This window comes from Clostridium sp. C8-1-8, assembly GCF_009928445.1.
In the GTDB taxonomy this organism is placed as follows: Bacteria; Bacillota; Clostridia; order Clostridiales; family Clostridiaceae; genus Clostridium_AR.
The window spans coordinates 115055-138339 of sequence record NZ_JAABNO010000006.1 but is presented as its reverse complement, the minus strand read 5'-3'; the positions used below and the strand labels follow the sequence as shown (position 1 = coordinate 138339).

The following is a 23285-nucleotide window of genomic DNA, read 5'->3' as shown; positions in this document are numbered from 1 at the left end:
TGATAATCCTCATATGAAGATATTATCGAATATTTATAAACTAAGTTTTGATAAATTGTACCTATAAATTAAATACAACATATAATCTATAATAAGTTAACTAATTGTGATTTATGCTATGGGCAACATATAACTTCCCAAGCAATACATATTAGTGATGTGGTGCAGAACCGCTCTCCCCTGTAATATGCTTATAATAATGTCTAATAGCAGCATCCACTAAGGTATTCATATATACATTTATATCATCATCTAAAGCCTTTATGTGATTTAACATTTTAATTGTAGATTTTCTTAAGGTATAAGTTCTTTTTATGGTAAAGAATTCACCATCTATGGGAGGAGTTATTCCATTAGGAACAGACTTGGTAGTTCTATTGTCTGTGCTTGATGTATCTGATAGTTGTACTGAAGAAATATTACCATTGGATTTATTTATAGAATTATCTATAGTTTTCTTAGATATAGAGCTTGTATCTTGTGCTTGTAGATCGGCATTGGAAGAATTACTGAAATCGAAGTTTGAAATCACAATTTGATTTGGATCATCATTAGTTACTTCACACAATCCTGTTATTTCATCATCTTCTTCATAACCAAGATCATCTTGGGATATAAAAGTTGAAGGCAAAGTCTTTTTTCTTGCCATGTGTCTACCTCCGTTAAATAAAAGTAATATGTATAACCTTTTCATATAGGATATATGTATTTCAATGTAATTTTTAGCTTTTTAAATTGTTAAGTTTTTAAGAAGTTAAAAAGTAAAATTTTAAAGAATATTAGAATTTAAGAATTTAAGAAGTTAACTTCTTTAATTCTAAACAATAAAGCTTTATAAAAAGTAAAGAAGTTAAGAATTTATTGGAGACATGCGGGGTTAAGAGAAATTTTAGGTTGATAAACAACTATTATATGTGCATTACATATAAATATAGTTTACAAAGAGGTTCTACTTCCATGCCCTAATATAAGGCTTGCCATGAAGTGGGACAGAAGCTCCGTCCCCGTGTCCCACTTGGAATATTTAAAATTGATTTAGTCAATACTTCTTGTATGGAATTTCTGATTTAGAAAGGTGTGTCCCTAATGACAAGAAATAAAAAGATGGCTTTTCTTATAAGCGTATTAATACTTAACACTTTATGCTTATATACTTTCGTAAATGTTAAAGCGAACACAGCATCTAATGAGGCTTTAGATGTAGCTATTAATGGAGGGATATTAAATGAAAAGAGGGGAGAGCCATCCTATGATTATATAATTGGTAATGATCACCTGCCTCATTTTCGTGTGTTCTTTTGGGTAGATAAGTCTGCTACGAATTACTTTCCTTATGCAGATAATGACATAGATACAGATGTATCTAAACATGGCCCTGTAGATAAATGGTTTGTAGGAGAAACAAGTGAAGTAAAGGGAAATGAAAAGTTAGTATTTATATATGTACCTAAGACCTTCGTGATTCTCCAAGGAGAAGGTTTTCAGAACAAGATACATTTAGAATATAATTAAGAAGTTATGATTGTAATAGTAAAGAAGGTATATGATATAATTAAATTAAAGAATTATTATAATTAAATTCTTCAATTTAGTTATATCTAGGAGTAATTTTATGAATGATATAGAAGTTATGCTTGATAAATTTATAATAGAAGCAGAAAAGCTTTGCGATATAAAGTTTGCGTACCTTTTTGGTTCTTATGCAAGAAAAGAAAATAATAAAAACAGTGATGTTGATATAGCAATAATGCCTAAAAATAGCTTAGGCAAGCTTGAAGATACTTTATTAAGAGGAAACCTGATAGAGATAGGTAAATCAATATTTAAAAGAGAATGCGATGTAGTGTTTCTAAATATAGATGCTCCAGTATTAAAATATGAGATAATAAAAGATGGCATTGTCATAAAAGATCATGAAGAAAGAATTTCTTTTGAATCTTTATCAATAAGAGAATATTTTGATTATAAATATTTTATTAAATACTATGATGATCAATTACTTGAAGACATTAGGAATATGGAGGTATAGGTGTATTGGTAAAGAGAGAAATAGTTATCACTAGACTAAATAAACTTAAAGAGTATATAGATTTTTTAAAGAATATAAAAAAACATTCGAAGGAAGAATATTTAAGAGACCCTTTTATTTATGGAGCTAGTGAAAGGTTTCTGCATTTATCCATAGAATGTGTGTTAGATATATCTAATCATGTTATAGCTGACATGAGATTTAGAAGACCTGAGAGCAATAGAGAGATATTTCAAATACTATGCGATAATAATATTATAGATAAAATCCTAAGCAGTAATTTATCCAACATGGCTGGCTTTAGAAATATTTTAGTACATGACTATGTAAGCCTAGATAGAGAGATGGTCTATGATATAATAATAAATCATCTAAAAGATATAGAAAGCTTTATGAAGATAATTTCAGAATATATATAATTACTATAATAGATATACCTATTTATTAATAAAGATAAAATATATTAAATTACAAGGAACAAAGAGCATAAATTTAGTCTTTATTATAAATAGCAACACTTATTATAAGTTCGCATAGATCAATATATTAATAATAGAAGTGATATAAACCTAATAAGTTTTAGGATATATCACTTCTTTTTATGTTTTTTGCAATGTTATATGTAATAAAATGTTTTTATTTGTTTGAAAATATAAAAATATAAAAGAAAAAAGTATTTTACATATTATGGAAGTAGTTGTAAAATATTGTTATGCAAATTTATGTGTCTAATCTATGGAAGCGTAGATCTATACTCTTTATTTGGTCACTTTGAGTATGGGGAGCTAGTAGTGAAACCACTCCATCGCAGCATATATGTATTTATTCAAGGGGGGACATGAAGATGAAACTGCTTCTAGTTGATAAGCAGCCTATGATTAGAAGTGGGCTAAGAGCTATAATTTCAAGTTATTATCCAGATTATATTATACACGAGTCATCAAGTGTTGATGAGTCCTTAAATATAATAAAGAAGGAAAAGCCACAGGTTATTATACTTGATATAGACTTATACTATGAGAGTGGGATTGATCTTATGTTTAAAGCAAAGGATATATTAAGAGAAGCAAAGTTCCTAGTATTCACTGCTGCTATAACTAAAAATGATTTTAATAAATGTGAGGAATTGGGCGTTAGTGGATATGTTATGAAGGATGCTTTGGCTGAGGATGTAATTTTTGCTTTAAACAGTGTATTAAGAGACAGAAAATATTACGATTCTCAAGTAGTTAAGACTATAAATAATAATAAAGAGGACAAGCTTTTAGAACTTTCTGATAGGGAGAAAGAAGTTATTGATGCAGTTGGCAAGGGCTTAAGTAATGCCCAAATAGCTTCTAAGCTTTTTATTTCTGAGAGTACTGTAAAGAAATATGTTTCTAATATATTGAATAAGTTAGGGTTTCGGAATAGAGCTGAAGTAATTTGCTTTTTGTATAATGAGTATGAAAGGTAAGGTAAGCATTATTATTGCAATACATTATGGATAATGGAGGTAGAGAAATCTACCTTATTACTATGCATAGAAATATAGAAATTTTGGTTATCTAAAGCAAGCAAATTTAAGCTTCTGAGATAGCTTTTAAGGTATACATAAAAAAGTAAGATAATTAGTTTTAAAGACTGCGTAAATTAATGAAGAGAAAAGAACTACTGGAGGAATTAGCTTTAGTGGTTCTTTTTTACTGTATATATAGGCAATTATATTTTTGGCTTAATCTAGCAATATCAAGGCTTTGGAGTAGATGTTTAGGGTAAACAGTAAAAAATAAAATTATGTCACTTGCCAAAAATTTTTAACATATGTTCATAAAAGGAATATCCGAAATAAGTTCACTTAAGAATGGCACTTAAACGTTTTTTTAGTGAGTAGATTAAAAGTTAATAATATCTTTGTTAAGAAATGAAACACATTTGGTTATTGGTAAGTATACCTAAAATAGTTTATTTAACAAAATATAAATATATAACGATTACTGTTAAGAAAATGCTAAATATTTTTTACTGAAGTAATATGAAAAAAAACGTAATGTATTGAAATTGCTGGGTTCAAGGAAGGTGTATGGTACTAAAGTACCATACCTTTTACTACTTTAAGCCGAAATAAAGTATACTTTTTGTGGAAGAAAATTTCCAAAAAGTGGAATAAAATTTTCATATGGCATTAACCACAATAAAAAATTCATAAAGCGAAAAATATATAGATAAAACCTTTATTCAATTGCTATATTTAAAGACCATTAGGAATATTAGTATCATTTTTATTTTAAAACAATGAATTTTTTTATTTAGTAACTTGCAAAGAGCCTATTTATTAACTGCTTTATGGATTGATTATAAAAACTTAATAGATTTTAAAATTATTGAACTTTCGGGGAGTGTTTGTATGGAAGAAAAATCTCTACTTACGTCTGAAGCTTCAGAAGCAGCAAGTTATGAAGAAATTTTTACTGAAACTACAAAGGATAAATCGAGAACTCTTTATCTTATATTAAAGAGAGTTATTGATTTACTAGGAGCTATTTTTGGTCTTATAATAACTAGCCCCATACTAATTGTTGTGTCCTTGTTCATAAAATTTGAAAGCAAAGGACCGATACTTTTTAAACAAAAGAGAGTTGGACAAGATGGTCGTGAATTTGAAATGTATAAGTTTAGATCAATGGTTACTAATGCAGAGGAACTAAAGGAAAAGTTAAAAGAGAAGAACGAGATGAGCGGTCCAATGTTTAAGATGAAAGATGATCCTAGAATAACTAAAGTTGGACGCTTTATCAGAAGAACAAGCATAGATGAACTTCCTCAACTATTAAATATATTTAAAGGAGAGATGAGTCTAGTAGGTCCAAGACCTAGTCTTCCTAAAGAAGTCAAATATTTTGAAGGCTGGATGCTTGAGAGATTAGTTGTTAAGCCAGGACTTACATGCTACTGGCAGGTATCTGGTAGAAATAATATTGATTTTGAGGACTGGATGAGACTTGATATTAAATATGTGAGAGAAAGAAATCTTTGGATTGATATAAAACTTATTTTTAAGACTATAAGAGTTTTATTTGGTGATGATAATGCAAGATGAGGAGGAATGAAGTTATGAAAATAGTAGTTGCTGGAACAGGATATGTAGGTTTAGTAACAGGAGCTTGCTTATCACATGTGGGTCACAAGGTGACCTGTGTGGACATAGATGAGAATAAGGTTGAAAAGATGAAGAAAGGTATATCACCTATATATGAGCCTGGTTTAGACGAACTTCTAAAATCAAACTTTCAGGCAGGTAGACTGGACTTTACAACTGATTACAAGAATGCATACAAGGATGCAGATGTTATATTCATAGGTGTTGGCACTCCTGAGAGAGAAGATGGCTCTGCTAATCTACAGTATGTTTATGGTGTTGCAAAGCAGATAGCTGAAAGTCTAGAGAAGAACTGCTTGGTGGTTGTAAAATCAACAGTTCCAATAGGAACCAATGACAAGATAGAAGAATATATATTAGAAAATTTGAAGAAAAAAATAAAGGTTGAAGTAGCTTCCAATCCAGAATTTTTATCCCAGGGAACTGCAGTTAAAGATACTTTAAAGGCTAAGAGGATAGTTATAGGGGTAGAATCTAAGGAGGCTGAGGGGATTCTTAGAGAAGTATATGAGAGATTCAATCAGCCCTTAGTTGTAACCAATAGAAGAAGTGCAGAGATGATTAAATATGCATCTAATGATTTCTTGGCATTAAAGATATCCTTCATAAATGAGATTGCAAATCTCTGTGAGGTTGTTGGTGCCAATATTGAGGATGTTGCAACTGGTATGTCTTATGACGATAGAATAGGCAATAAGTTCTTAAAGGCTGGTATAGGCTATGGAGGTTCATGCTTTCCAAAGGATACAAAGGCCCTTCACTGGCTTGCTGCAGATCACGGATATGAACTGAAGACTGTTAAGGCTTCAATAGAAGTAAATGAAAATCAGAAGTTTAGAATGATTAGAAAAGCAATACAAAGATTTGACTCTCTTAAAGGATTAAAAGTTGCTGTACTTGGACTGACCTTTAAGCCTGGTACAGATGATTTGAGAGAATCTCCTTCAATACCTAATGTAAGAAGATTAATTGAAGAAGGTGCCGAGGTTAGAGCTTATGATCCTGTAGGAGTTGACAATTTTAAAAGAATATATCCTAAGGATATAGTGTATGTATCATCACCAGAGGATGCTATTAGGGATGCTGATGTGGCATTTGTATTCACTGAGTGGGATGAGATAAAGAAAGTTAATCTTAAAAGATATAAGGAACTTATGAATAGACCTGTTATATATGACGGAAGAAATTGTTATGACTTAGATGAGGCTTTAGATGCAGGGGTTGAATATTATTCTGTAGGAAGAAAAGATATAATTGCTTAATAATATGGAGGAAAACGCTATGCTATGTGCACTTATTATGGCTGGTGGAAAAGGAACACGCTTTTGGCCACTTTCTACCGAAGATAAGCCTAAGCAGTTTTTGAACCTGTTAGGTGATGAAACAATGATTCAGATGACAGTAAATAGGATAAAACCACTTATTCCTTTAGAGAGAATTTTTATATGCACTGGAGAAAGATATGTGCCTTTGGTAAAAGAGCAGCTTCCAGAGATACTTGAAAGAAACATAATAGTAGAGCCAGAAGGAAGAAATACAGCTCCATGTATAGCTCTTTCTTCCTTTATAATAGAACGCTACTATAAGGATTCTACTATGGTAGTGCTACCATCAGATCAGTTGATAAAGGATGAGAAGAAGTTTTTAGAGGTTATCAGTGACGGTAATTTGTATCTAAATTATCACAATGATGAGATTTTAACCTTAGGTATGACTCCTGATAGGGCTGAAACAGGGTATGGATATATAAGAGTTTCGGAGGAAGTAACAAGAGTCAATGACAATGAGGTAGTAGGGGTAGATGCTTTTGTTGAAAAACCAAACCAAGAGAAGGCAGAACAGTATTTAAAAGCTGGAAACTATCTTTGGAATGGAGGTATGTTCCTTTGGAAAACAAAATTAATATTAGAGCTTATTAAGGAACATATGGAATCTACTTATGAAGCACTTAGAGGTTTAAAACATGTTAGTGAAGATTTAATAAGTGGGTATGTCAGTGAGAACTACAGTAAAACAGAGGCAACATCCATAGACTATGGAATACTTGAAAAGTGTGATTCCATAAAGGTTATCCCATGCACCTTTGGATGGGATGATGTGGGGAGTTGGAATTCCTTAGAGAGATATAGAGAAAAAGATAAAAATCACAATATTTGTGATGAAAATATAAGAATAGTTGATTCGACTAATAACATCGGTATAGGACATAAAAAGCCAATAGTTTTTTATGGACTTGAAGATCTTTTCTACATTGAAACTGATGAATTAATAGTTGTAACTAAAAAAGAAAAAATGAATGAAATAAAAGTATTGAAAGAAAAGATAGGGTAGGGGGATTTATTGATATGGTAAAAAGAGCATTAATTACAGGAATTACAGGACAGGATGGATCTTATTTAACAGAATTATTACTAGAAAAGGGCTATGAAGTACATGGAATAATAAGAAGACATAGCACTATAAATACAGGAAGGATAGATCATTTATATGAAAATCCCGAGATAGGTGGAAAGAAGCTTTTTCTTCATTATGGAGATCTTACAGATTCAAGTAATTTAAATAGACTTATAGAAAAGATTAAGCCAAATGAAATTTATAACTTAGCAGCACAGTCTCACGTAGCAGTATCCTTTGAAGTTCCAGAGTACACTGCTGAAGCTACAGGCGTAGGAACTATAAGGCTACTAGATGCTATAAGAGAGACAGGAATTAACTGTAGGTTTTATCAGGCTTCTACTTCAGAACTTTTCGGAGGACTTCCTCATACTGCTCCTCAAAGTGAAAAAACACCATTCTATCCTAAGAGTCCTTATGGAGTAGCTAAGCTTTATTCTTACTGGATAACTGTTAATTACAGAGAGTCATATAATCTTTATGCTTGTAATGGAGTGCTCTTCAACCATGAGTCTCCAAGAAGAGGAGAGACTTTTGTAACTAGAAAGATAACAAGAGCAGTTGCATCTATAATGGCTGGAAAACAAGAAAAGCTATCTTTAGGAAACCTTGATTCTAAAAGAGACTGGGGCTTTGCAGGAGACTATGTAAGAGCTATGTGGCTTATGCTTCAACAAGAAAAGCCTCAAGATTATGTTATAGCTACCAACGAAACACATACAGTAAGAGAGTTTGTAGAGCTTTCCTTTAAGGAAGTAGGTATAGATATAGAATGGACAGGTACCGGTGTTGATGAAAGAGGAATAGACAAGGCTACAGGCAAGGTACTTGTTGATGTTAATCCTAGATATTTTAGACCAGCAGAGGTTGAGCTTCTATGGGGAGATGCTAGAAAGGCTGAGAGTGAGCTTGGCTGGAAGAGAAATGTTTCCTTTAGAGAGCTTGTAAGAATGATGGTAGATGGAGATATGCAGGAAATAGCAGGTAAGAGCATAGAGGACTACCTTGCTGAGAGAGAGGTTGCAGCAGCAAAATAGCATAATTGTCATAGTATAAAAGCCTTATACTTAATAGTTTATATAAACACTAATAAGTATAAGGCTTATTTTCATATAAGTTATTAGAAGGATATATAATTTTCAAAATTACAGACTAAAGATTTAAGACTAATGGCTACTTGTAGATATATGATCAACATAATATGATAGAAGGTATGTTTTGAAAGTATTCAAGTAAAATCTAAGGGAGACATGAATAGAGGTTTAGTATTGAAATGTGCTAGGAATAATGGCTTGCAAGGATATAAATATGTTATTAGCTTTAATAAATACATAAAATAAAGGCTGAGTTAAGACAATAAAGCGTTAACTCAGCCTAGTTAAATTAAAATGTTTTGATTTTGTCTGAAGTTTTTGAGGATATATAAGAAGCTTTTCTAGGTATGTCGTTAATTATAGAACCTATAATCTTTCCATTAACCTTGCTAACTATTTCTTTAGATTTTATTATAGATTTTTTATTAGTTTTGCCATACTTAGATACTATTATGGTCCCATCATTAATTGCAGAAAGAATCTGTGCGTCTGCAAAGCCTAGAATAGGTGGCGTATCCAAAATTATTAGATCAAAGTCTTCCTTTAGCTCAGTTATGAATTGTAACATATTTATACCAGAAAGCAGCTCAGCTGGATTGTTAGGAATGCTTCCACAGGTTATTATATAAAGATTATCTATATCACATGATTGTAAGCAGTCTTGAAACTTATATTTTCCTAATAATATATCTGACAAACCAATGTTATTCCGTAGGTTGAATTGTTTATGAATGGTTGGGTTTCTAAAATCACAATCTAGTAGTAATACCTTTTTATTACTTTGAGAGAAGGAAGTAGCAAGGTTGCAGGCTACTGTACTTTTACCTTCTCCTGAGTTAGATGAAGTAACAACCAATGATTTCATTGAGTTAGTTAAGTAAGAATACTGTATGGTGGTTCTGAGAGTAGTAAAAGCTTCACTATCTAACTGTCTAATTTTTAAAGTTTTATTTTTAGATTTTAATGACATGAATCTATACCTCCTATTTAGTAGAGCGTGGAATTGTTCCTAATACTGGTGCATCAAGTAGTTCTGACAGTTCGTCCTCATCTTTCACTGTACTATCAATATATTCTAATAAGAATATTATCCCTATTGATAGTATTATTCCTATAAAAAAGCCAGCGATTACGTTTAGTTTTGTGTTTGGAGAAAATGGAATTTTAGGATCTTGAGCTTCATCTATAACATTTAAAGTATCTGGTTGCACTAAATCTTTTGTAACACTTTTTAAGGAAGTAACAACTTGATTTGCTATCGGTGCTACAAGAGTCTTATCTGATGAAGTTACAGTTATTGTCAAGAACCTAGAGTCTTTAGATGTTGATGCATCTATCATTGATTGAAGTTCACTAGCTGACATTTTTAAACTAAGAGATTTAATAACATCTGTAGCTACTTTTCTAGTAGAGGCAAACTGAGCGTAGGTTTCAGCCATTTCCTGATATACTGTCAAGTTATTAGCACTAGGTTTTGAAGTTGACAGTAGGTTATCATCGCCGATTATTAACAAGGTAGAGGCCTTGTATTGTGGCTGAAAGAAAAGTTTTGTTGCCCCATAAGTAACTCCTGTTGTTAGTAATGTTACTAATATCAAAAGCCACAATTTCTTTTTGATGATAGATAGAAATTCTTTTAGTTCCATAAATAAAACACCTCTTAAACTATAAACTTTATTGTAAAAATATGTAATTTAATAATAATATATATTATTTAAAGTGTAAACAATAAAATTACTAATTTTACATAAAATAATACTAATGTAAAATATTGACAATAAAGCAAAAGTTTTATAAAATTTAAGCAATGCAGGAAAATAATGGTAAAATATCATGCTAATATGAAGCAAGGAGGTCAGTATGAAGAAGCTACTAATATACGCTCATTATTACTATCCTGATGTAGCTTCAACAGCACAAATACTAACTGAGCTAACAGAAGGCTTAAGTAGTGAATTTGAAATCACTGTTATATGTGTTGTTCCAAGTTATGGAGGAAAGATTGAAGCTCGCTACAAAAAGAAAAGATTTTTTAATGAAACCTATAAAGGAATATCAGTAATAAGGGTAAGAGTTCCTGAGTTTCATAAGGGAAATAAAATAAGCAGAATAAAAAATATAATGGCGTACTTTTTTAACTCAATCCTAGCTACCACGAAATTGGATAAGCAGGATTATGTATTTACTATATCTCAACCACCGATACTTGGAGGAGTTCTAGGGGTTATTGGAAGTAAGCTAAAAAGAGCAAAGCTTATATATAACATTCAGGATTTTAATCCTGAGCAGACTGAAGCTGTAGGTTATTCAAAAAACAAGTTTGTATTAAATCTTGCTAAGAAGGTTGATTGTATTAGCTGTAAAAGTGCCTCACAAATCATTCTTGTTGGAAGAGATATGGAGGAAACCTTATTGAGAAGATTAAATAAAAAAAAGGTTAAGGATGTAGCTATAATAAATAACTGGATAGATGAAAATGAAATTTATCCATTAGATGAATCGAACCATAAGGTATTAGATTTTAAGAAAAAATATAATCTTATGGATAAACTTGTGATTATGTATTCTGGCAACTTAGGGCTTTATTATGACTTAGAAAATATAATTAAAATAGCTGATAGGTTTAAGGAAAATAATCAATTGATCTTTGCTTTTGTAGGGGACGGGTCTATTAAAGACAAGCTTGCAATTTATGCTGATGAGCATCAATTAAACAATGTTATATTTATCCCTTACCAAGATAAGGCTGATTTAAATTATTCTTTAAATGCTGCAGACGTTCATTGGGTTATAAATGCAAAAGGAATAAAAGGAGTTTCGGTCCCTAGTAAGTTATATGGTGTCATGGCAGCGGGAAAGAGTGTACTGGGTGTACTAGAAGACGGCTCTGAGGCTAGAAGAATAATTGAGGAGTCTAGTTGTGGTGTATGCTTAGATCCAGGGGATTACGAGGGTATATATAATGCTTTACAAGATATTATTAAAGGCAACATAGATATAAGATTGACTGGTAAGCTAGGAAGAAGATTCTTAGAGGAAAATCTAAAGAAGGAACAGTCAATTGCAAGATATAGAGAGAAAATTTTACAAGTTTAATATAAATATATTTAAAAATGGGAGGAGATTTATAGTGAATAAAGATAGCAAGATATACGTAGCAGGACACAGAGGATTAGTCGGATCTGCAATAGTAAGAAACTTATTAAAAAAAGGTTATAACAATCTAATATACAAAACTCATCAGGATCTTGATTTAACCAATCAAGCAGAAGTGAGAAGCTTTTTTGAAACAGAAAAACCAGAGTATGTATTTTTAGCAGCAGCTAAGGTAGGCGGGATAAATGCAAACAACACTTATCCGGCTGACTTTATATATGAAAATCTAATGATTGAAAGCAATATCATAAAAGCTGCACATGACTACAAAATCAAAAAACTTCTTTTTTTAGGTAGTACATGTATATACCCAAAGATGGCACCTCAACCAATAAAAGAGGAATACCTTTTAACAGGGTCACTTGAAGAAACTAATGAAGCTTATGCGGTTGCTAAGATAGCAGGACTTGAAATGTGCAAGTTTTATAAGAAGCAATACGGAGATAACTTTATAAGCTGTATGCCTACAAATCTTTATGGACCTAATGATAATTTTGATTTAAACAATTCTCATGTGCTACCAGCACTCATAAGAAAATTCCATGAAGCTAAAGTAAATAACAACCCTAAGGTAGAAGTGTGGGGCACAGGAAAACCACTGAGAGAATTTTTATATGTTGATGACATGGCTGACGGATGTGTATTTTTAATGGAAAACTATGATGGCCTCCAACATGTAAACATTGGTACTGGTGAAGAACTAAGTATCGGTGAACTTGCACAAATAGTTAAAGAGGTAGTTGGATATGAAGGAAATATAGTATTCAATGCTTCAATGCCTGATGGTACACCTAGAAAGCTATGCGATGTAAATAAGCTTCATGATTTGGGATGGAAGCATAGTGTTGGTTTAAGTGAAGGAATAAAGAAGGCTTATGAAAGCTTCTTAAATATTTAATTAGAGGTGAGTTAGTTGCAAAATGCAGTAATATTATTTGTATATAAAAGACCAGATCACACTGAGAAGGTACTAGAAGGATTGAAGAAAAATGGCGTTAAGGAACTATATGTATTTGCTGATGGAGCCAAGAAAGATGAAGATCTAGAAGATGTGATGAAGACTAGGGAGCTGATAAAGGCTATAGATTGGTGTGATGTAAAGGCGGATTACAAAGAGAAGAATATGGGGCTTGCAAACTCAGTAATAAATGGAATAACCAAGGTATTTAATTCTGGTTATGATAGAGTAATAGTAGTTGAAGAAGACTGTGTTCCCAAGGATGGATTTATTGATTTTATGGAGAAGGCTTTTGACTACTATGAAGATATAGATGATGTTATGCATATTTCAGGCTTTGGCTTACCTATTAAGAATAGAGAAGACTGTGATGTGTATTTTACTCCATATCCTTGTTCATGGGGATGGGGAACTTGGAAAAAGTATTGGGAAAAGTGTGACTTCACTCAATATGACCAATATAAAGCTTTATTATCTGATAAAAATTTAGTTAAGAAGTTTAATTATGCTGGAGAAGGTTTTTCAGAATTTTTAAATAAACAATTGAATGGACAGGTAGATTCATGGCTAATCAGATGGTATTTTTATATATTTCAAAACTCAGGCAGATGTGTATGGAGCTACAAGAGCTATATAGAGAACAGCGGATTTGATGGAAGCGGAGCGCATAGAGTGAGATTTGATAGATTTAATCAAAAATATAAGGACAATACGGGGAATAATTCATTAAGATTTACCAAGGATTTGTCTTATAAGCTGTTTACTATTAGAGAATTTAGAAGGTTTTTTATGGGGCATAAGAGGACTGAGCAAATAAAGACAGTTTTATATATGCTGACTGGTATAATTCTTGAATCTAAAAAAGGAATTGAGTTAAGAAATATATGAAAATAATTAGGTTAATAAAGAGTTTATTTAAGTATAATTTTATAAACAATAAAATAAAAAATAGAAGAATATCTTTGTTTAGCTTAGTTATAAATTCTAAATTGGATAAGAATGTTGCCATAAAAAGGATGACTGTATTTAGAAATTCAAGTATTAGTGAATATAGTTATATAGCTAATAATTGCACAATAAATAATTGCAATATAGGAAAGTTTTGCTCTATAGCCCCCTTTGTTAAGATAGGATTTGGTTCTCATCCTACAACACAATTGTCAACTTCTCCGGTATTTTACTCAAATAAGAATCCTATTGGGGTATGCTTTAATTCTTACAACTATACTGAAGAGTTTAAGCATGTTGAGATTGGTAATGATGTATGGATAGGAACTGGAGTAATTATTCTAGATGGAGTTAAGGTAGGTAATGGGGCAATTATAGGTGCTGGAGCAGTTGTAACTAAAGATATCCCTGACTATGCTATAGCTGTCGGGGTACCTGCAAAGGTGATAAAATACAGATTTAAAGAGGAAATAGTTAGACTTTTAAGTGATGAACAATGGTGGAATAAAAATATAGATGATTATGTAAGTAATTTTATAAATCTAACTGAGGCAACGGTTAGATAACATATAATTTGTAGGATAGGATGTGGAGATAATTAATAGAAGAGTTTGCATAACTATACCAACATTAAATAGACAACAGTATTTAGAAAATCTAATTAATCTATTATTGAAGCAGAAAATAGAAGAGAGTCTTGACACTGATTATAGCATAATAATAATCGATAATGATAAAACACAATCTTCAAGGTATATATTTGATAAGTATAGTGAAACTGGAAAAGTACTTTATGATGTAGAAGAAAAAAAAGGCTATGCACGTGTAAGAAATAAATGCATAAACGTTGCAAAGTCATTAGGGTTTGATTTCATAGCCTTTATAGATGATGATGAAATACCAAGTGAAAATTGGCTAAATGAATTAGTGAAGTCAATTATTAAAAATGAAGCAGCTGTTGTATTTGGACCAGTTGAGCCTATATATGGTGAGGACATTCCTAATTGGGTAAAGAACGGTGGCTTTTTTAGAAAATATAAGGAAGATACTAATGAAGAAATTAGTTTCTCTGATTATAGAACAAGCAATGCAATAATAAATATGCAATATATAAAGGATATTTCTTTTGATAATAACTTTAACCTTATAGGTGGAGAAGACCCAAAGTTTTTTGATGATATGAGCAAAAGCAAGAAATGCTTGTTTAAATGGTGTGAAACAGCAATAGTTAAAGAATTCGTTCCTAAGGAAAGAGCAACAGTTAAATGGCTGAACTCAAGAGCTTTTAAAGGTGGAAAAGCTAATGTGCTATACCTAAAAAGCCTAAATAAGGGAGCAATATACAACCTTGCTATTATTATTAAAGGAATTTACAACATACTCTATGGCCTATTTAAGTTGATAGTATCAATTTTTAGAGGATATGAAAGAGTGGTTATGGCTACTAGGATAATTGCAAGGGGTGCAGGAAGAGTTTTGGGAGCTTTTACAATAAGGTATGATTCGGGATTAAATAATATATGCGAGTAATATAAGTTATAACATTAAAAGAGTTTAGAGGTTGAATTTATATGATAATACTAAGAATTAAGTCAGGCTTAGGAAACCAAATGTTTCAATATGCTTTTTACAAAAAGCTAAAAACTATTAATAATAACGTGAAGTTGGATGTATCATTGTATGATATGGTTTCAGATCACAATGGTTATGAACTGAATAGGGTGTTCAATATTAACGAGGAGTTTTGTGATATAAGTGAAGTTAAAAGATTTTCAGATGACAGCAATAAGCTTACTGCAAAGATAAGAAGAAAAGTCATTGGTAGAAGAAAATCTCATTATTTACAGCAAAATTTCAAATATGATGAGTCTTATTTTAAGCTAGATGAAGTTCTTCTTGATGGATACTGGCAAAGTGAAAAGTTTTTTTCTGGTATGGAGGCTGAGATAAGACAAATTTTTAGTTTTAAACAAGCTTTATCTGAGAAGAATAGTAAGCTGGTTGAGGATATTATTAATTCTAATTCTGTAGCGATACATGTAAGAAGAGGTGATTACTTTACGCCAAGATATTATAAAACCTTTGGCTCGGTATGTTCTTTAAAATATTATCAGAACGCTGTGAATTATATAAAGGATAAAGTTGATAACCCATTCTTTTATATATTTACCAATGACCCTGTATGGTGTAAGGAAAATATGAATCTTGATAATTATATAATTGTAGATTGGAACAAAGGTAAGGATTCTTATTTAGATATGCAGTTGATGAGTTTATGTAAACATAATATTATTGCTAACAGTTCCTTTAGTTGGTGGGGGGCATGGTTAAATAGTAATACCGATAAAGTAGTTATTGCTCCATCTATTTGGTTTGGTGATAGAGATATAGATACTAGCGATATTGTACCAAAAAGCTGGACTAGGGTAGAAGTAGTATAGATAATTTTAGAATAAGCCTTATTATCTAAGAGTTATAGGAGTTTTATATGAAAAAGATAGAGATGTATATAAATTTTATAGTTCTTTTTATTTTATCTGGAGCCTTTGAAAGATTTTTCTCAGATCATGGAATTAAGGGTGCTATAAATTTTTTGTTAATTGCATGGTATTTATTTTGCTTCTTTTTAATTTTATATTCTTTGTACAAGAAAAGGCCTAAAGTAAATATAGATATTACTTTGGTAGGGTTATGTTTAATATGCTTTTTATCGTTGATATGGACTCAGTATAGAAGTATAACGCTAAAGTATGACTTTATATTATTACTTAATATTATATATTGTATATACATATATATGAGATATTCTACAGTTGATTTAATTAAGTTAGTATTTTACGTAATATTCCTTGGAGCTATATTGAGCGTATATCTTATAATATTCCATCCTAGCCTAGCAGCTGGTAATAACATGTACTTAACTAACTTTGAAGGAGTATATTCACATAAGAACTTTTTAGGAAGAAGCATGTCACTAGGCTGTATTATTTCTATCTTTTACTATATATTCAATAAAAAAGCTAGCATCTTAAACTTTATAGTATGTCTAGTAGCGCTGTATTTTTCAAAAAGCGGAACTTCTTATGTAATATTAGCCATAATGATTCTATTATTACTTCTGCTAAAATATAGGAAACGAATTAATATACTATTAGTAACAGGTATTCCAACATTATTAATAGTTATTGGACTAACAGCTGGCAGTTCAATCTTAAGTGACAGCATGGGTTATATGAATAAGGATCTTACTTTTACAGGAAGAACTTATATATGGAAATATGCCATAAATCAAATAAAAAAACAGCCCTTACTTGGATATGGATATAAAGCTTTTTGGCCAACTAAGGCTGATGAATCACAATATGTTTATATAAAGGAAATAGATAATAATATTACCCATGCCCATGACGGATTTATTAATACAGCTGCTGAGATTGGTCTTATAGGTTCAGGGATTATGATCTTAATGGTAGTAAACTTCTTATATAGTAATAGAACAATTGGTATTGGTGAATACGAAAAGTGCTTTATGGTTATTTATTTTTACTTTTTCATATTCAATAATATTACTGAAACTTCATTTTTGAATACTAACAATTTGTATTGGATGATGATAGTTGTTTTTATAATTAAGGAGAGCTATAAAGCAAGAGGAGGTTCAATTATAGATAGGAGTATTGGAAAGGGGATATTAAATGGAGCGCAATAATAATGCAAGAATCGCAGTGATGATCAGTATACTTACTATAATGAACTCTTTACTTGGGTTTGTAAGAGAAAGTATAATTGCATCAGTATTTGGAATAACTTTTTCCAGTGACATTTATGTTTTCACTAACGGATTGATAAATATGATATTTAGTAATATTGGAGGAGCCTTAAGTATAGCCTTTATACCAACACTTGCAGCTATCTTGCAAAAAGATGATGATGAGGGCATTAATAACTTGGTAAATAACGTTCTAAATATAGTTTTATTAATAATTATACCTGTAATGGTTATATGTATTATATTCAGTAAACAAGTGGTTGGTATATTCGGCCCTGGCTTTGTTAAAAACTGTAATGCGGCACAATTAAGTAGTGCAATAGAAGCCACAAGAATTATGTTCATTTCTCTTATCTTCATTGGAGTACAGAATGTTTTTGTAAGTGTTTTGTTTGTCCATAAGAAACTGTTAATCTCTTCAGTTATTAATATTTCATCAAATGTTATAGTTATACTATACTTAGTAACTGGAGGAAGGCAATTTGGATCTACTGGGTTAATAGTAGCACAGGTAGTTGGATGTCTTGTTCAGATGTTGATAACATTTCCTCCAATGCGTAAGGTTAGATACAGGTATAAGTTTATAGTTGATTTTAAGGATGAGGAATTGAGAAAGATATTTAAAAAGGTTATCCCTATTTTTGTTGGTACTTCAGTAGCGCAAATTAATTTTATTATTACAAGAATGCTAGCATCAAACATAGGTGAGGGCACCATAGCTACCTTAAACTATGCAGACAAGTTAAGTATGTATGTTTACACGATTATAGGCTCTGCTATAACTACAGTTATATATGCACAATTATCACTTTATTCTGCTCAAAATAATAGAGAGCAGCTAAAGAAGACAGTAATAAAAGCTATAAATCTCATGAATCTCATAATTATTCCGACAATATTAGGTATGATGCTGCTTAGGGTACCATTAATAACACTAGTATTTAAAAGAGGTATGTTCAATAGCAAAGCTACTTTGCTTACAGCAAGTGTTTTACTGTTCTATGCGCCAGGGGTAATTGCTTATGGGGTAAGGGATATCGTTAATAAGACTTTTTATTCCATTCATAATACCTTAGTACCAATAATTAATAGTATTATTGGAGTAGTTATAAATATAGCATTAAACTTATTATTAGCGAATTATCTAGGTATATATGGGTTGGCTTTAGCTAATACAATATCTGGAGTTACTATAACTATATTGCTCATAATATCGGTAAATAAACATATTAAATTTGGTATAGGTAGTATATTTAAGCCTTTTTCAAAAATAGCCTTTTCTTCTATTGCAATGGGATTTTCAGTTTGGTTAATTAATAAATTATTACTGAATAGATTTTACAATAATATTAAAGAATTGATTATTTCTTTAGGAATATCATTTGTAGTTGGAGTAAGTGTATATGTGATATTTGTTAATTTAACTAATGTACAAGAGTTTACTATTATAAAAGATGAAGCATTAAAGAAGGTAAGGAGATATAGATTAAAGTTTGTGAAGTCTCAGTAAGGAGAAGTTATATGAAGATTGGTTTTTACTTAGATAACAATGGATTAAGAGATGTAGATCTATCAAATCCTAAGAATGGTAACCCTGGAATAGGTGGTACTCAATTTATGATTTGGCAGTTAGCATATTATTTGCAAAAGGCTAGGGAAGAATTAGAGGTATATATATATGCCAATAGAATTGAGAATTTATATAGTCTTACAAAAAATTATGAGGCTAAAGATTTGAAGGACGCAATTATGCTTGCAAGCTCACATTCAATAGATATTTTTGTTTTTAGAAGCATAACCGATGCTAGTGTATATGAATTGATTGATGCCAATAGATTAAATTCAGTAGCATGGGGACATAACTTCGGGGACTCCAAGCAGTTAGAGCTTATGAAAAATTGCAGTTACTTAAAAAAGTATGTATGTGTAGGTAAAGAACAATTAGCAATGCTAAGAGATCATAAGATATTTGATAAAGCTACCTATATATATAACTTTCTTGATTTCGATGTCTACAAAGCTATAAAAGGAAATAATAAGAAAGATAATATAGTTTGCTATATAGGTTCTATTATTCCAGAAAAAGGATTTCACATATTAGCAGAGGTTTGGCCAGATATAGTGAAGAGTGTACCTGATGCAAAGTTATATGTTATAGGCTCAGGTAAACTATATGATAGAGACAGCCAGTTAGGTAAATACAATATAGCTAGTAGTTCTTATGAAAAACAGTTTATCAATTATTTAACCGATGGAGACGATAATATATCAGATAATATAAAGTTTTTTGGTGTACTAAGTGGTACTGAAAAGTTGGACATAATGTCAAAGGCTAAGGTTGGAGTAGTTAATCCTTCAGCTAGAACTGAAACTTTTGGTATAGGAGCAATTGAGTTTCAGGCGTTAGGTATTCCTGTGGTTTCAAAAGGAAAAAACGGTCATATAGATACTATATATAATATGAAGGAAAAGAATCTATGTAGCAACAAAAAACAATTAGCTGCACAGATAATTAAACTATTAAAGCAGGAGAAAAATGAGTATGGTGACTTATGTAACTGTTGCAAAGAGTTTGTATATAATAATTTCGGTGTAGATAAAGTATTGGGAAAGTGGATTGAGCTTTTTGAAGAAATTTTTTATAATAAGAACACATCTAGAGAGTACAAGGTTGGTAGTTACGTAGATAATCATAAATGGTTGTTTGAGTTTAATAGAAAGATAAAGAGTATTCCTATATTCAAATCCCTCCCTTCTATAATAGAATATAGAGATTATATTAAAAAACTAAAATCAAAAAATGCCTAGAGGTATTTGTAAAATTAAATAATATATTACTCTAATTTACAAGAGGTAGACAACTTATAAGTTGTCTACCTCTTATGCTTTTACTGTTTAGAAGGGGGAGTTTTTATAGCTAAAGTTACTGAAGAAAGATTTTTTAGTAACTTGTTTACATAATAAAAAAGTCTAAAATTGTATAATTATTACAAAGTACAAATAAGTGTTTATTTACATATAATGAATCAAGACTCATAGGAGGAAACTTCTAACTCTATTATGCATAAATATGCGACATAAAATGAAGGAGAAAATATACTAAGGGCATAACAGTCAGTTGCATGTTGTTAGTAAAAAGACAAATATTCAAACGGCGCACTTATAGGAGTATACAGTGATAAACTGCCTACAAAGTACTTACAATGAATATAACAGTTAGAAGGTGGTGAGTTATATGGATACTGGAACAGATTATATATTATCTACGTTAGATAATATTGCTGTTGATGTTAAAAAGTTTGGAGCAAAGTGTAATGGAGTTGATGATGACACTCAGGCATATCAGAGTGCATTGAATTATTGTAAGAGCAGAGGTGGAGGGCTAGTACTGATACCAGTTGGGACTTCTATAGTATCCTCATTAATATTACCAAGCTATTGTGGCTTGGTCGGCAGTGGAAGAGGCTCAATCCTAAAACAGAAGAGTAACTCTTCGGCACCAGTGATTTCTTTAGAAAATGAATCGACAAAGCTTACTTTCTTAAGAGACTTTAGCATAGATGGGAATAAAGCTAACCAAACATCGCAAAATGCTAAGGGAATAGTATATGGTAACACTAATCAATATAAAGCAGAATTGCAGTTCGGAGAGTGGGATGCTAGGCATGTAGCTCTTAATATCTATATTAAAAATACAAAAGGAATAGGATTTGAAACAACTGGAAGAGGAGAAAGCCATTTTACCAATATTCAAGTCACAGGTGCAGATGATTATGGAATGAGGCATAATGCTTTTGATAACTTTTACGATGGGTTATCAAGTGGAGATAATGCCAAAACAGGCATATACATTATAATGGGAAGTAGATATGTAAACTGTAAGTCCTGGAATAATGGTAATGCGTCTGATGTATCAGATGGATATGGTTGGTATGTTAATGCCAATGGAGTAAGCTTCGTGAGTTGTGAAGCTCAAGGAAACTACAATGATGGTTTTTATTTTGATAATTGTTCAAACTGTATAGGCTGTGGCCTAATAAGTGATGTAAATGGTCAACATAACTATATTACTTATAAGGGGAAGGCTGGCTATCACCTTAATAGTTCTAGCATAAACGCTATACAAGGAATTGCAAGAAATATAGATACAAATGTTTCTCAAGATTATGGTGTGTTGATGAGCGGATGGTCAACAGATAACGTAATTGATATAGTATGTAATAACATTGCAGTACTACCTTTTTATATGTCGGATAATAGTGGAAACGAGGCTAGAAACTATCTTAGAGTCACAAATGGAACCAACAGTAACAATGTTACTAGTAATGGTAGATTTGGGTATGTAGGCATAAATACACAACCGAATAAGGCCTTTGCTAGTCTATTATCTAGAGGTGTCTACAATACTAACACTTTAGCTGCATATTTTCAGCAAACTATGGATAGGCGTGGATATAACAATATTGCATCCTTTGAAGCTGCTGACAAAGATAATGAGACTAATAATATAAGGTTAAACTTAGGAGCCTATATAGATAGAAATGTATTTAAATTTGGCACATCAAATAATGCCAAGTTAGAATGGGATGCCACCTTGAAAATAACAGGTGGACAATGGAACTCACCACATATAAGCTTAGGTGATCAGAATTTATTTTTTGATTCGACAGGGAAGTTAAGAATTAAGTATCTGGATCCAACCTCTGATAAGGATGGTAAAGAAGTTGTTGTTATGTCAGAAGGTGTGACAAATAATTTCGGTGGCGTAAGAGCAAGTGTCATAGGAGTAGGAACAGATCCAAATGCCACAGTGAGCCCACTTTGGGTATATAGTAATTCGGGAAATCTATCAGCATTGCTACAATGTGCTGTTCCAACTACCTCAGTTACTAATAATATTAATATGCTGAGAATAGAAGGGATAAATAGAGATAATACAGCATCGAAAGTTAATTTTAACATTGGTGTTAATATAGCAAATAATGAAACTTATCTAGATACAAGCGGCAATAACTTAAGAATTGATGATAATCTTAGACTTAGAAATGGAGATTGGCAGTTCTCACACCTAATTATGGGCAATCAGCATATTTGGATAGATATTAATGGAAAAATGAGGATAAAAGATGGAGCACCAGCCTCTGATAAAGATGGAAGAGAGGTTGTTGTATTAGCAAGTGGTGTAGTAAACACATTTGATAACTTAAGGGCTAGTGCTATAGGTATAGGTACAGCACCTAATACTTCTGTGGCACCAGTTTGGGTGTATAACAATTCTGAAAGTCTATCAGCGTTATTACAAAGTGGTATCCAAAGTGCTTCAGCAGGAAATGATATAAGCATTTTAAGAATAGAAGGAATTAATAGAGATAACACAGCATCAAAGGTAAGTTTGAATATAGGTGTTAACATTACTAGTAATGAGATTTATTTAGATACAAGTGGAACTAATTTGAGACTTGAAGATAATCTGCGACTTAGATATGGAAACTGGCAATTCTCACATTTAATTATGGGTAATTATCATATTTGGGTAGATAATAGTGGTAGAATGAAGATAAAAGATGGTGCACCAACCTCTAATACTGATGGAAACTATATGCCTAGGATTGTGACAGTGCCAACTACAAGTACCTCACCAGGAACAGCATATGATGTTGCAATAGATAATAATTATTTATATATATGTGTAAATAATAATTCTTGGAAGAGAGTTCCTTTGCAAAGTTGGTAAGTTAGTAAGTAATAACATACTAAGTAATCTTAATTCAACTCAGTTTTATATAAGAATAGTAAAT

General features: G+C 31.3%; 21 protein-coding genes and 1 riboswitch. Of the genes, 18 read left to right on the top strand and 3 right to left on the bottom strand.

Features of this window, described 5'->3' with window-relative positions; translation table 11 throughout:
* Positions 1 to 151 precede the first annotated feature (151 nt).
* Positions 152 to 649 (bottom strand): hypothetical protein, encoded by a 498-nt coding sequence (locus GXK57_RS08670; protein WP_160674476.1) that lies wholly within the window; start codon positions 647 to 649, stop codon positions 152 to 154.
* Between the two features lie 437 nt (positions 650 to 1086).
* On the opposite strand from GXK57_RS08670, the gene GXK57_RS08665 reads away from it, so the two are divergent.
* The 8 genes from GXK57_RS08665 to gmd all read left to right on the top strand — a co-directional run bounded on the left by GXK57_RS08665 (position 1087) and on the right by gmd (position 8599).
* On the top strand, positions 1087 to 1512 hold the full coding sequence (locus GXK57_RS08665; RefSeq protein WP_160674473.1) for a hypothetical protein: 426 nt from the start codon (positions 1087 to 1089) through the stop codon (positions 1510 to 1512).
* 100 nt (positions 1513 to 1612) lie between these two features.
* On the top strand, positions 1613 to 2029 hold the full coding sequence (locus GXK57_RS08660; protein ID WP_160674470.1) for a nucleotidyltransferase domain-containing protein: 417 nt from the start codon (positions 1613 to 1615) through the stop codon (positions 2027 to 2029).
* A 5-nt stretch (positions 2030 to 2034) separates the two neighbouring features.
* Positions 2035 to 2448, top strand: coding sequence for a DUF86 domain-containing protein (locus GXK57_RS08655; protein WP_160674467.1), 414 nt, complete (start codon positions 2035 to 2037; stop codon positions 2446 to 2448).
* Positions 2449 to 2757: 309 nt separating this feature from the next.
* Positions 2758 to 2840, top strand: a riboswitch (cyclic di-GMP riboswitch).
* Between the two features lie 33 nt (positions 2841 to 2873).
* Positions 2874 to 3485 (top strand): response regulator transcription factor, encoded by a 612-nt coding sequence (locus GXK57_RS08650; protein WP_160674464.1) that lies wholly within the window; start codon positions 2874 to 2876, stop codon positions 3483 to 3485.
* 930 nt (positions 3486 to 4415) lie between these two features.
* The gene (locus GXK57_RS08645) at positions 4416 to 5108 is read left to right on the top strand and encodes a sugar transferase (RefSeq protein ID WP_160674461.1); all 693 of its coding nucleotides are present in this window, start codon (positions 4416 to 4418) and stop codon (positions 5106 to 5108) included.
* A 14-nt stretch (positions 5109 to 5122) separates the two neighbouring features.
* Complete coding sequence (locus tag GXK57_RS08640; RefSeq protein ID WP_160674458.1) at positions 5123 to 6430, top strand: UDP-glucose/GDP-mannose dehydrogenase family protein; 1308 nt, start codon at positions 5123 to 5125, stop codon at positions 6428 to 6430.
* Positions 6431 to 6449: 19 nt separating this feature from the next.
* The gene (locus GXK57_RS08635) at positions 6450 to 7499 is read left to right on the top strand and encodes a mannose-1-phosphate guanylyltransferase (protein ID WP_160674455.1); all 1050 of its coding nucleotides are present in this window, start codon (positions 6450 to 6452) and stop codon (positions 7497 to 7499) included.
* A 14-nt stretch (positions 7500 to 7513) separates the two neighbouring features.
* A complete protein-coding gene (gene gmd, locus GXK57_RS08630) occupies positions 7514 to 8599 on the top strand; it encodes a GDP-mannose 4,6-dehydratase (protein WP_160674452.1) in 1086 nt (361 codons plus the stop codon).
* Between the two features lie 346 nt (positions 8600 to 8945).
* Here the strand turns inward: gmd and GXK57_RS08625 are convergent, their stop codons facing one another.
* Positions 8946 to 9626 carry a CpsD/CapB family tyrosine-protein kinase gene (locus GXK57_RS08625; RefSeq protein ID WP_160674449.1) on the bottom strand — a complete coding sequence of 227 codons (681 nt, stop codon included), beginning with the start codon at positions 9624 to 9626 and terminating at the stop codon, positions 8946 to 8948.
* A gap of 13 nt (positions 9627 to 9639) precedes the next feature.
* Positions 9640 to 10302: a Wzz/FepE/Etk N-terminal domain-containing protein gene (locus GXK57_RS08620; protein WP_160674446.1), complete on the bottom strand. Its 663-nt coding sequence runs from the start codon at positions 10300 to 10302 to the stop codon at positions 9640 to 9642.
* A 214-nt stretch (positions 10303 to 10516) separates the two neighbouring features.
* Between GXK57_RS08620 and GXK57_RS08615 the strand changes: the two genes are divergently transcribed.
* The 10 genes from GXK57_RS08615 (at position 10517) to GXK57_RS08570 (ending at position 23221) form a co-directional block, all read left to right on the top strand.
* Positions 10517 to 11752, top strand: a complete 1236-nt coding sequence (locus GXK57_RS08615) for a glycosyltransferase family 4 protein (RefSeq protein ID WP_160674443.1) — start codon at positions 10517 to 10519, stop codon at positions 11750 to 11752.
* 34 nt (positions 11753 to 11786) lie between these two features.
* Positions 11787 to 12710 (top strand): GDP-L-fucose synthase, encoded by a 924-nt coding sequence (locus GXK57_RS08610; protein WP_160674440.1) that lies wholly within the window; start codon positions 11787 to 11789, stop codon positions 12708 to 12710.
* 15 nt (positions 12711 to 12725) lie between these two features.
* Entirely contained in the window at positions 12726 to 13658 is a 933-nt protein-coding gene (locus GXK57_RS08605) for a hypothetical protein (RefSeq protein ID WP_202127697.1), read from the top strand.
* A 74-nt stretch (positions 13659 to 13732) separates the two neighbouring features.
* Positions 13733 to 14284, top strand: a complete 552-nt coding sequence (locus GXK57_RS08600; protein WP_160674437.1) for a CatB-related O-acetyltransferase — start codon at positions 13733 to 13735, stop codon at positions 14282 to 14284.
* Positions 14285 to 14306: 22 nt separating this feature from the next.
* Positions 14307 to 15248 carry a glycosyltransferase gene (locus GXK57_RS08595; protein ID WP_160674434.1) on the top strand — a complete coding sequence of 314 codons (942 nt, stop codon included), beginning with the start codon at positions 14307 to 14309 and terminating at the stop codon, positions 15246 to 15248.
* Positions 15249 to 15289: 41 nt separating this feature from the next.
* Positions 15290 to 16159, top strand: coding sequence for an alpha-1,2-fucosyltransferase (locus GXK57_RS08590; RefSeq protein WP_160674431.1), 870 nt, complete (start codon positions 15290 to 15292; stop codon positions 16157 to 16159).
* A gap of 47 nt (positions 16160 to 16206) precedes the next feature.
* A complete protein-coding gene (locus tag GXK57_RS08585) occupies positions 16207 to 17427 on the top strand; it encodes an O-antigen ligase (protein WP_160674428.1) in 1221 nt (406 codons plus the stop codon).
* Positions 17414 to 18997, top strand: a complete 1584-nt coding sequence (gene murJ / locus GXK57_RS08580; protein ID WP_160674425.1) for a murein biosynthesis integral membrane protein MurJ — start codon at positions 17414 to 17416, stop codon at positions 18995 to 18997. Before GXK57_RS08585 ends, murJ begins: the two co-directional genes overlap by 14 nt.
* Positions 18998 to 19008: 11 nt before the next feature.
* Entirely contained in the window at positions 19009 to 20295 is a 1287-nt protein-coding gene (locus GXK57_RS08575) for a glycosyltransferase family 4 protein (protein WP_160674422.1), read from the top strand.
* 427 nt (positions 20296 to 20722) lie between these two features.
* Entirely contained in the window at positions 20723 to 23221 is a 2499-nt protein-coding gene (locus tag GXK57_RS08570; RefSeq protein WP_160674419.1) for a hypothetical protein, read from the top strand.
* The last annotated feature ends 64 nt before the right edge of the window (positions 23222 to 23285 follow it).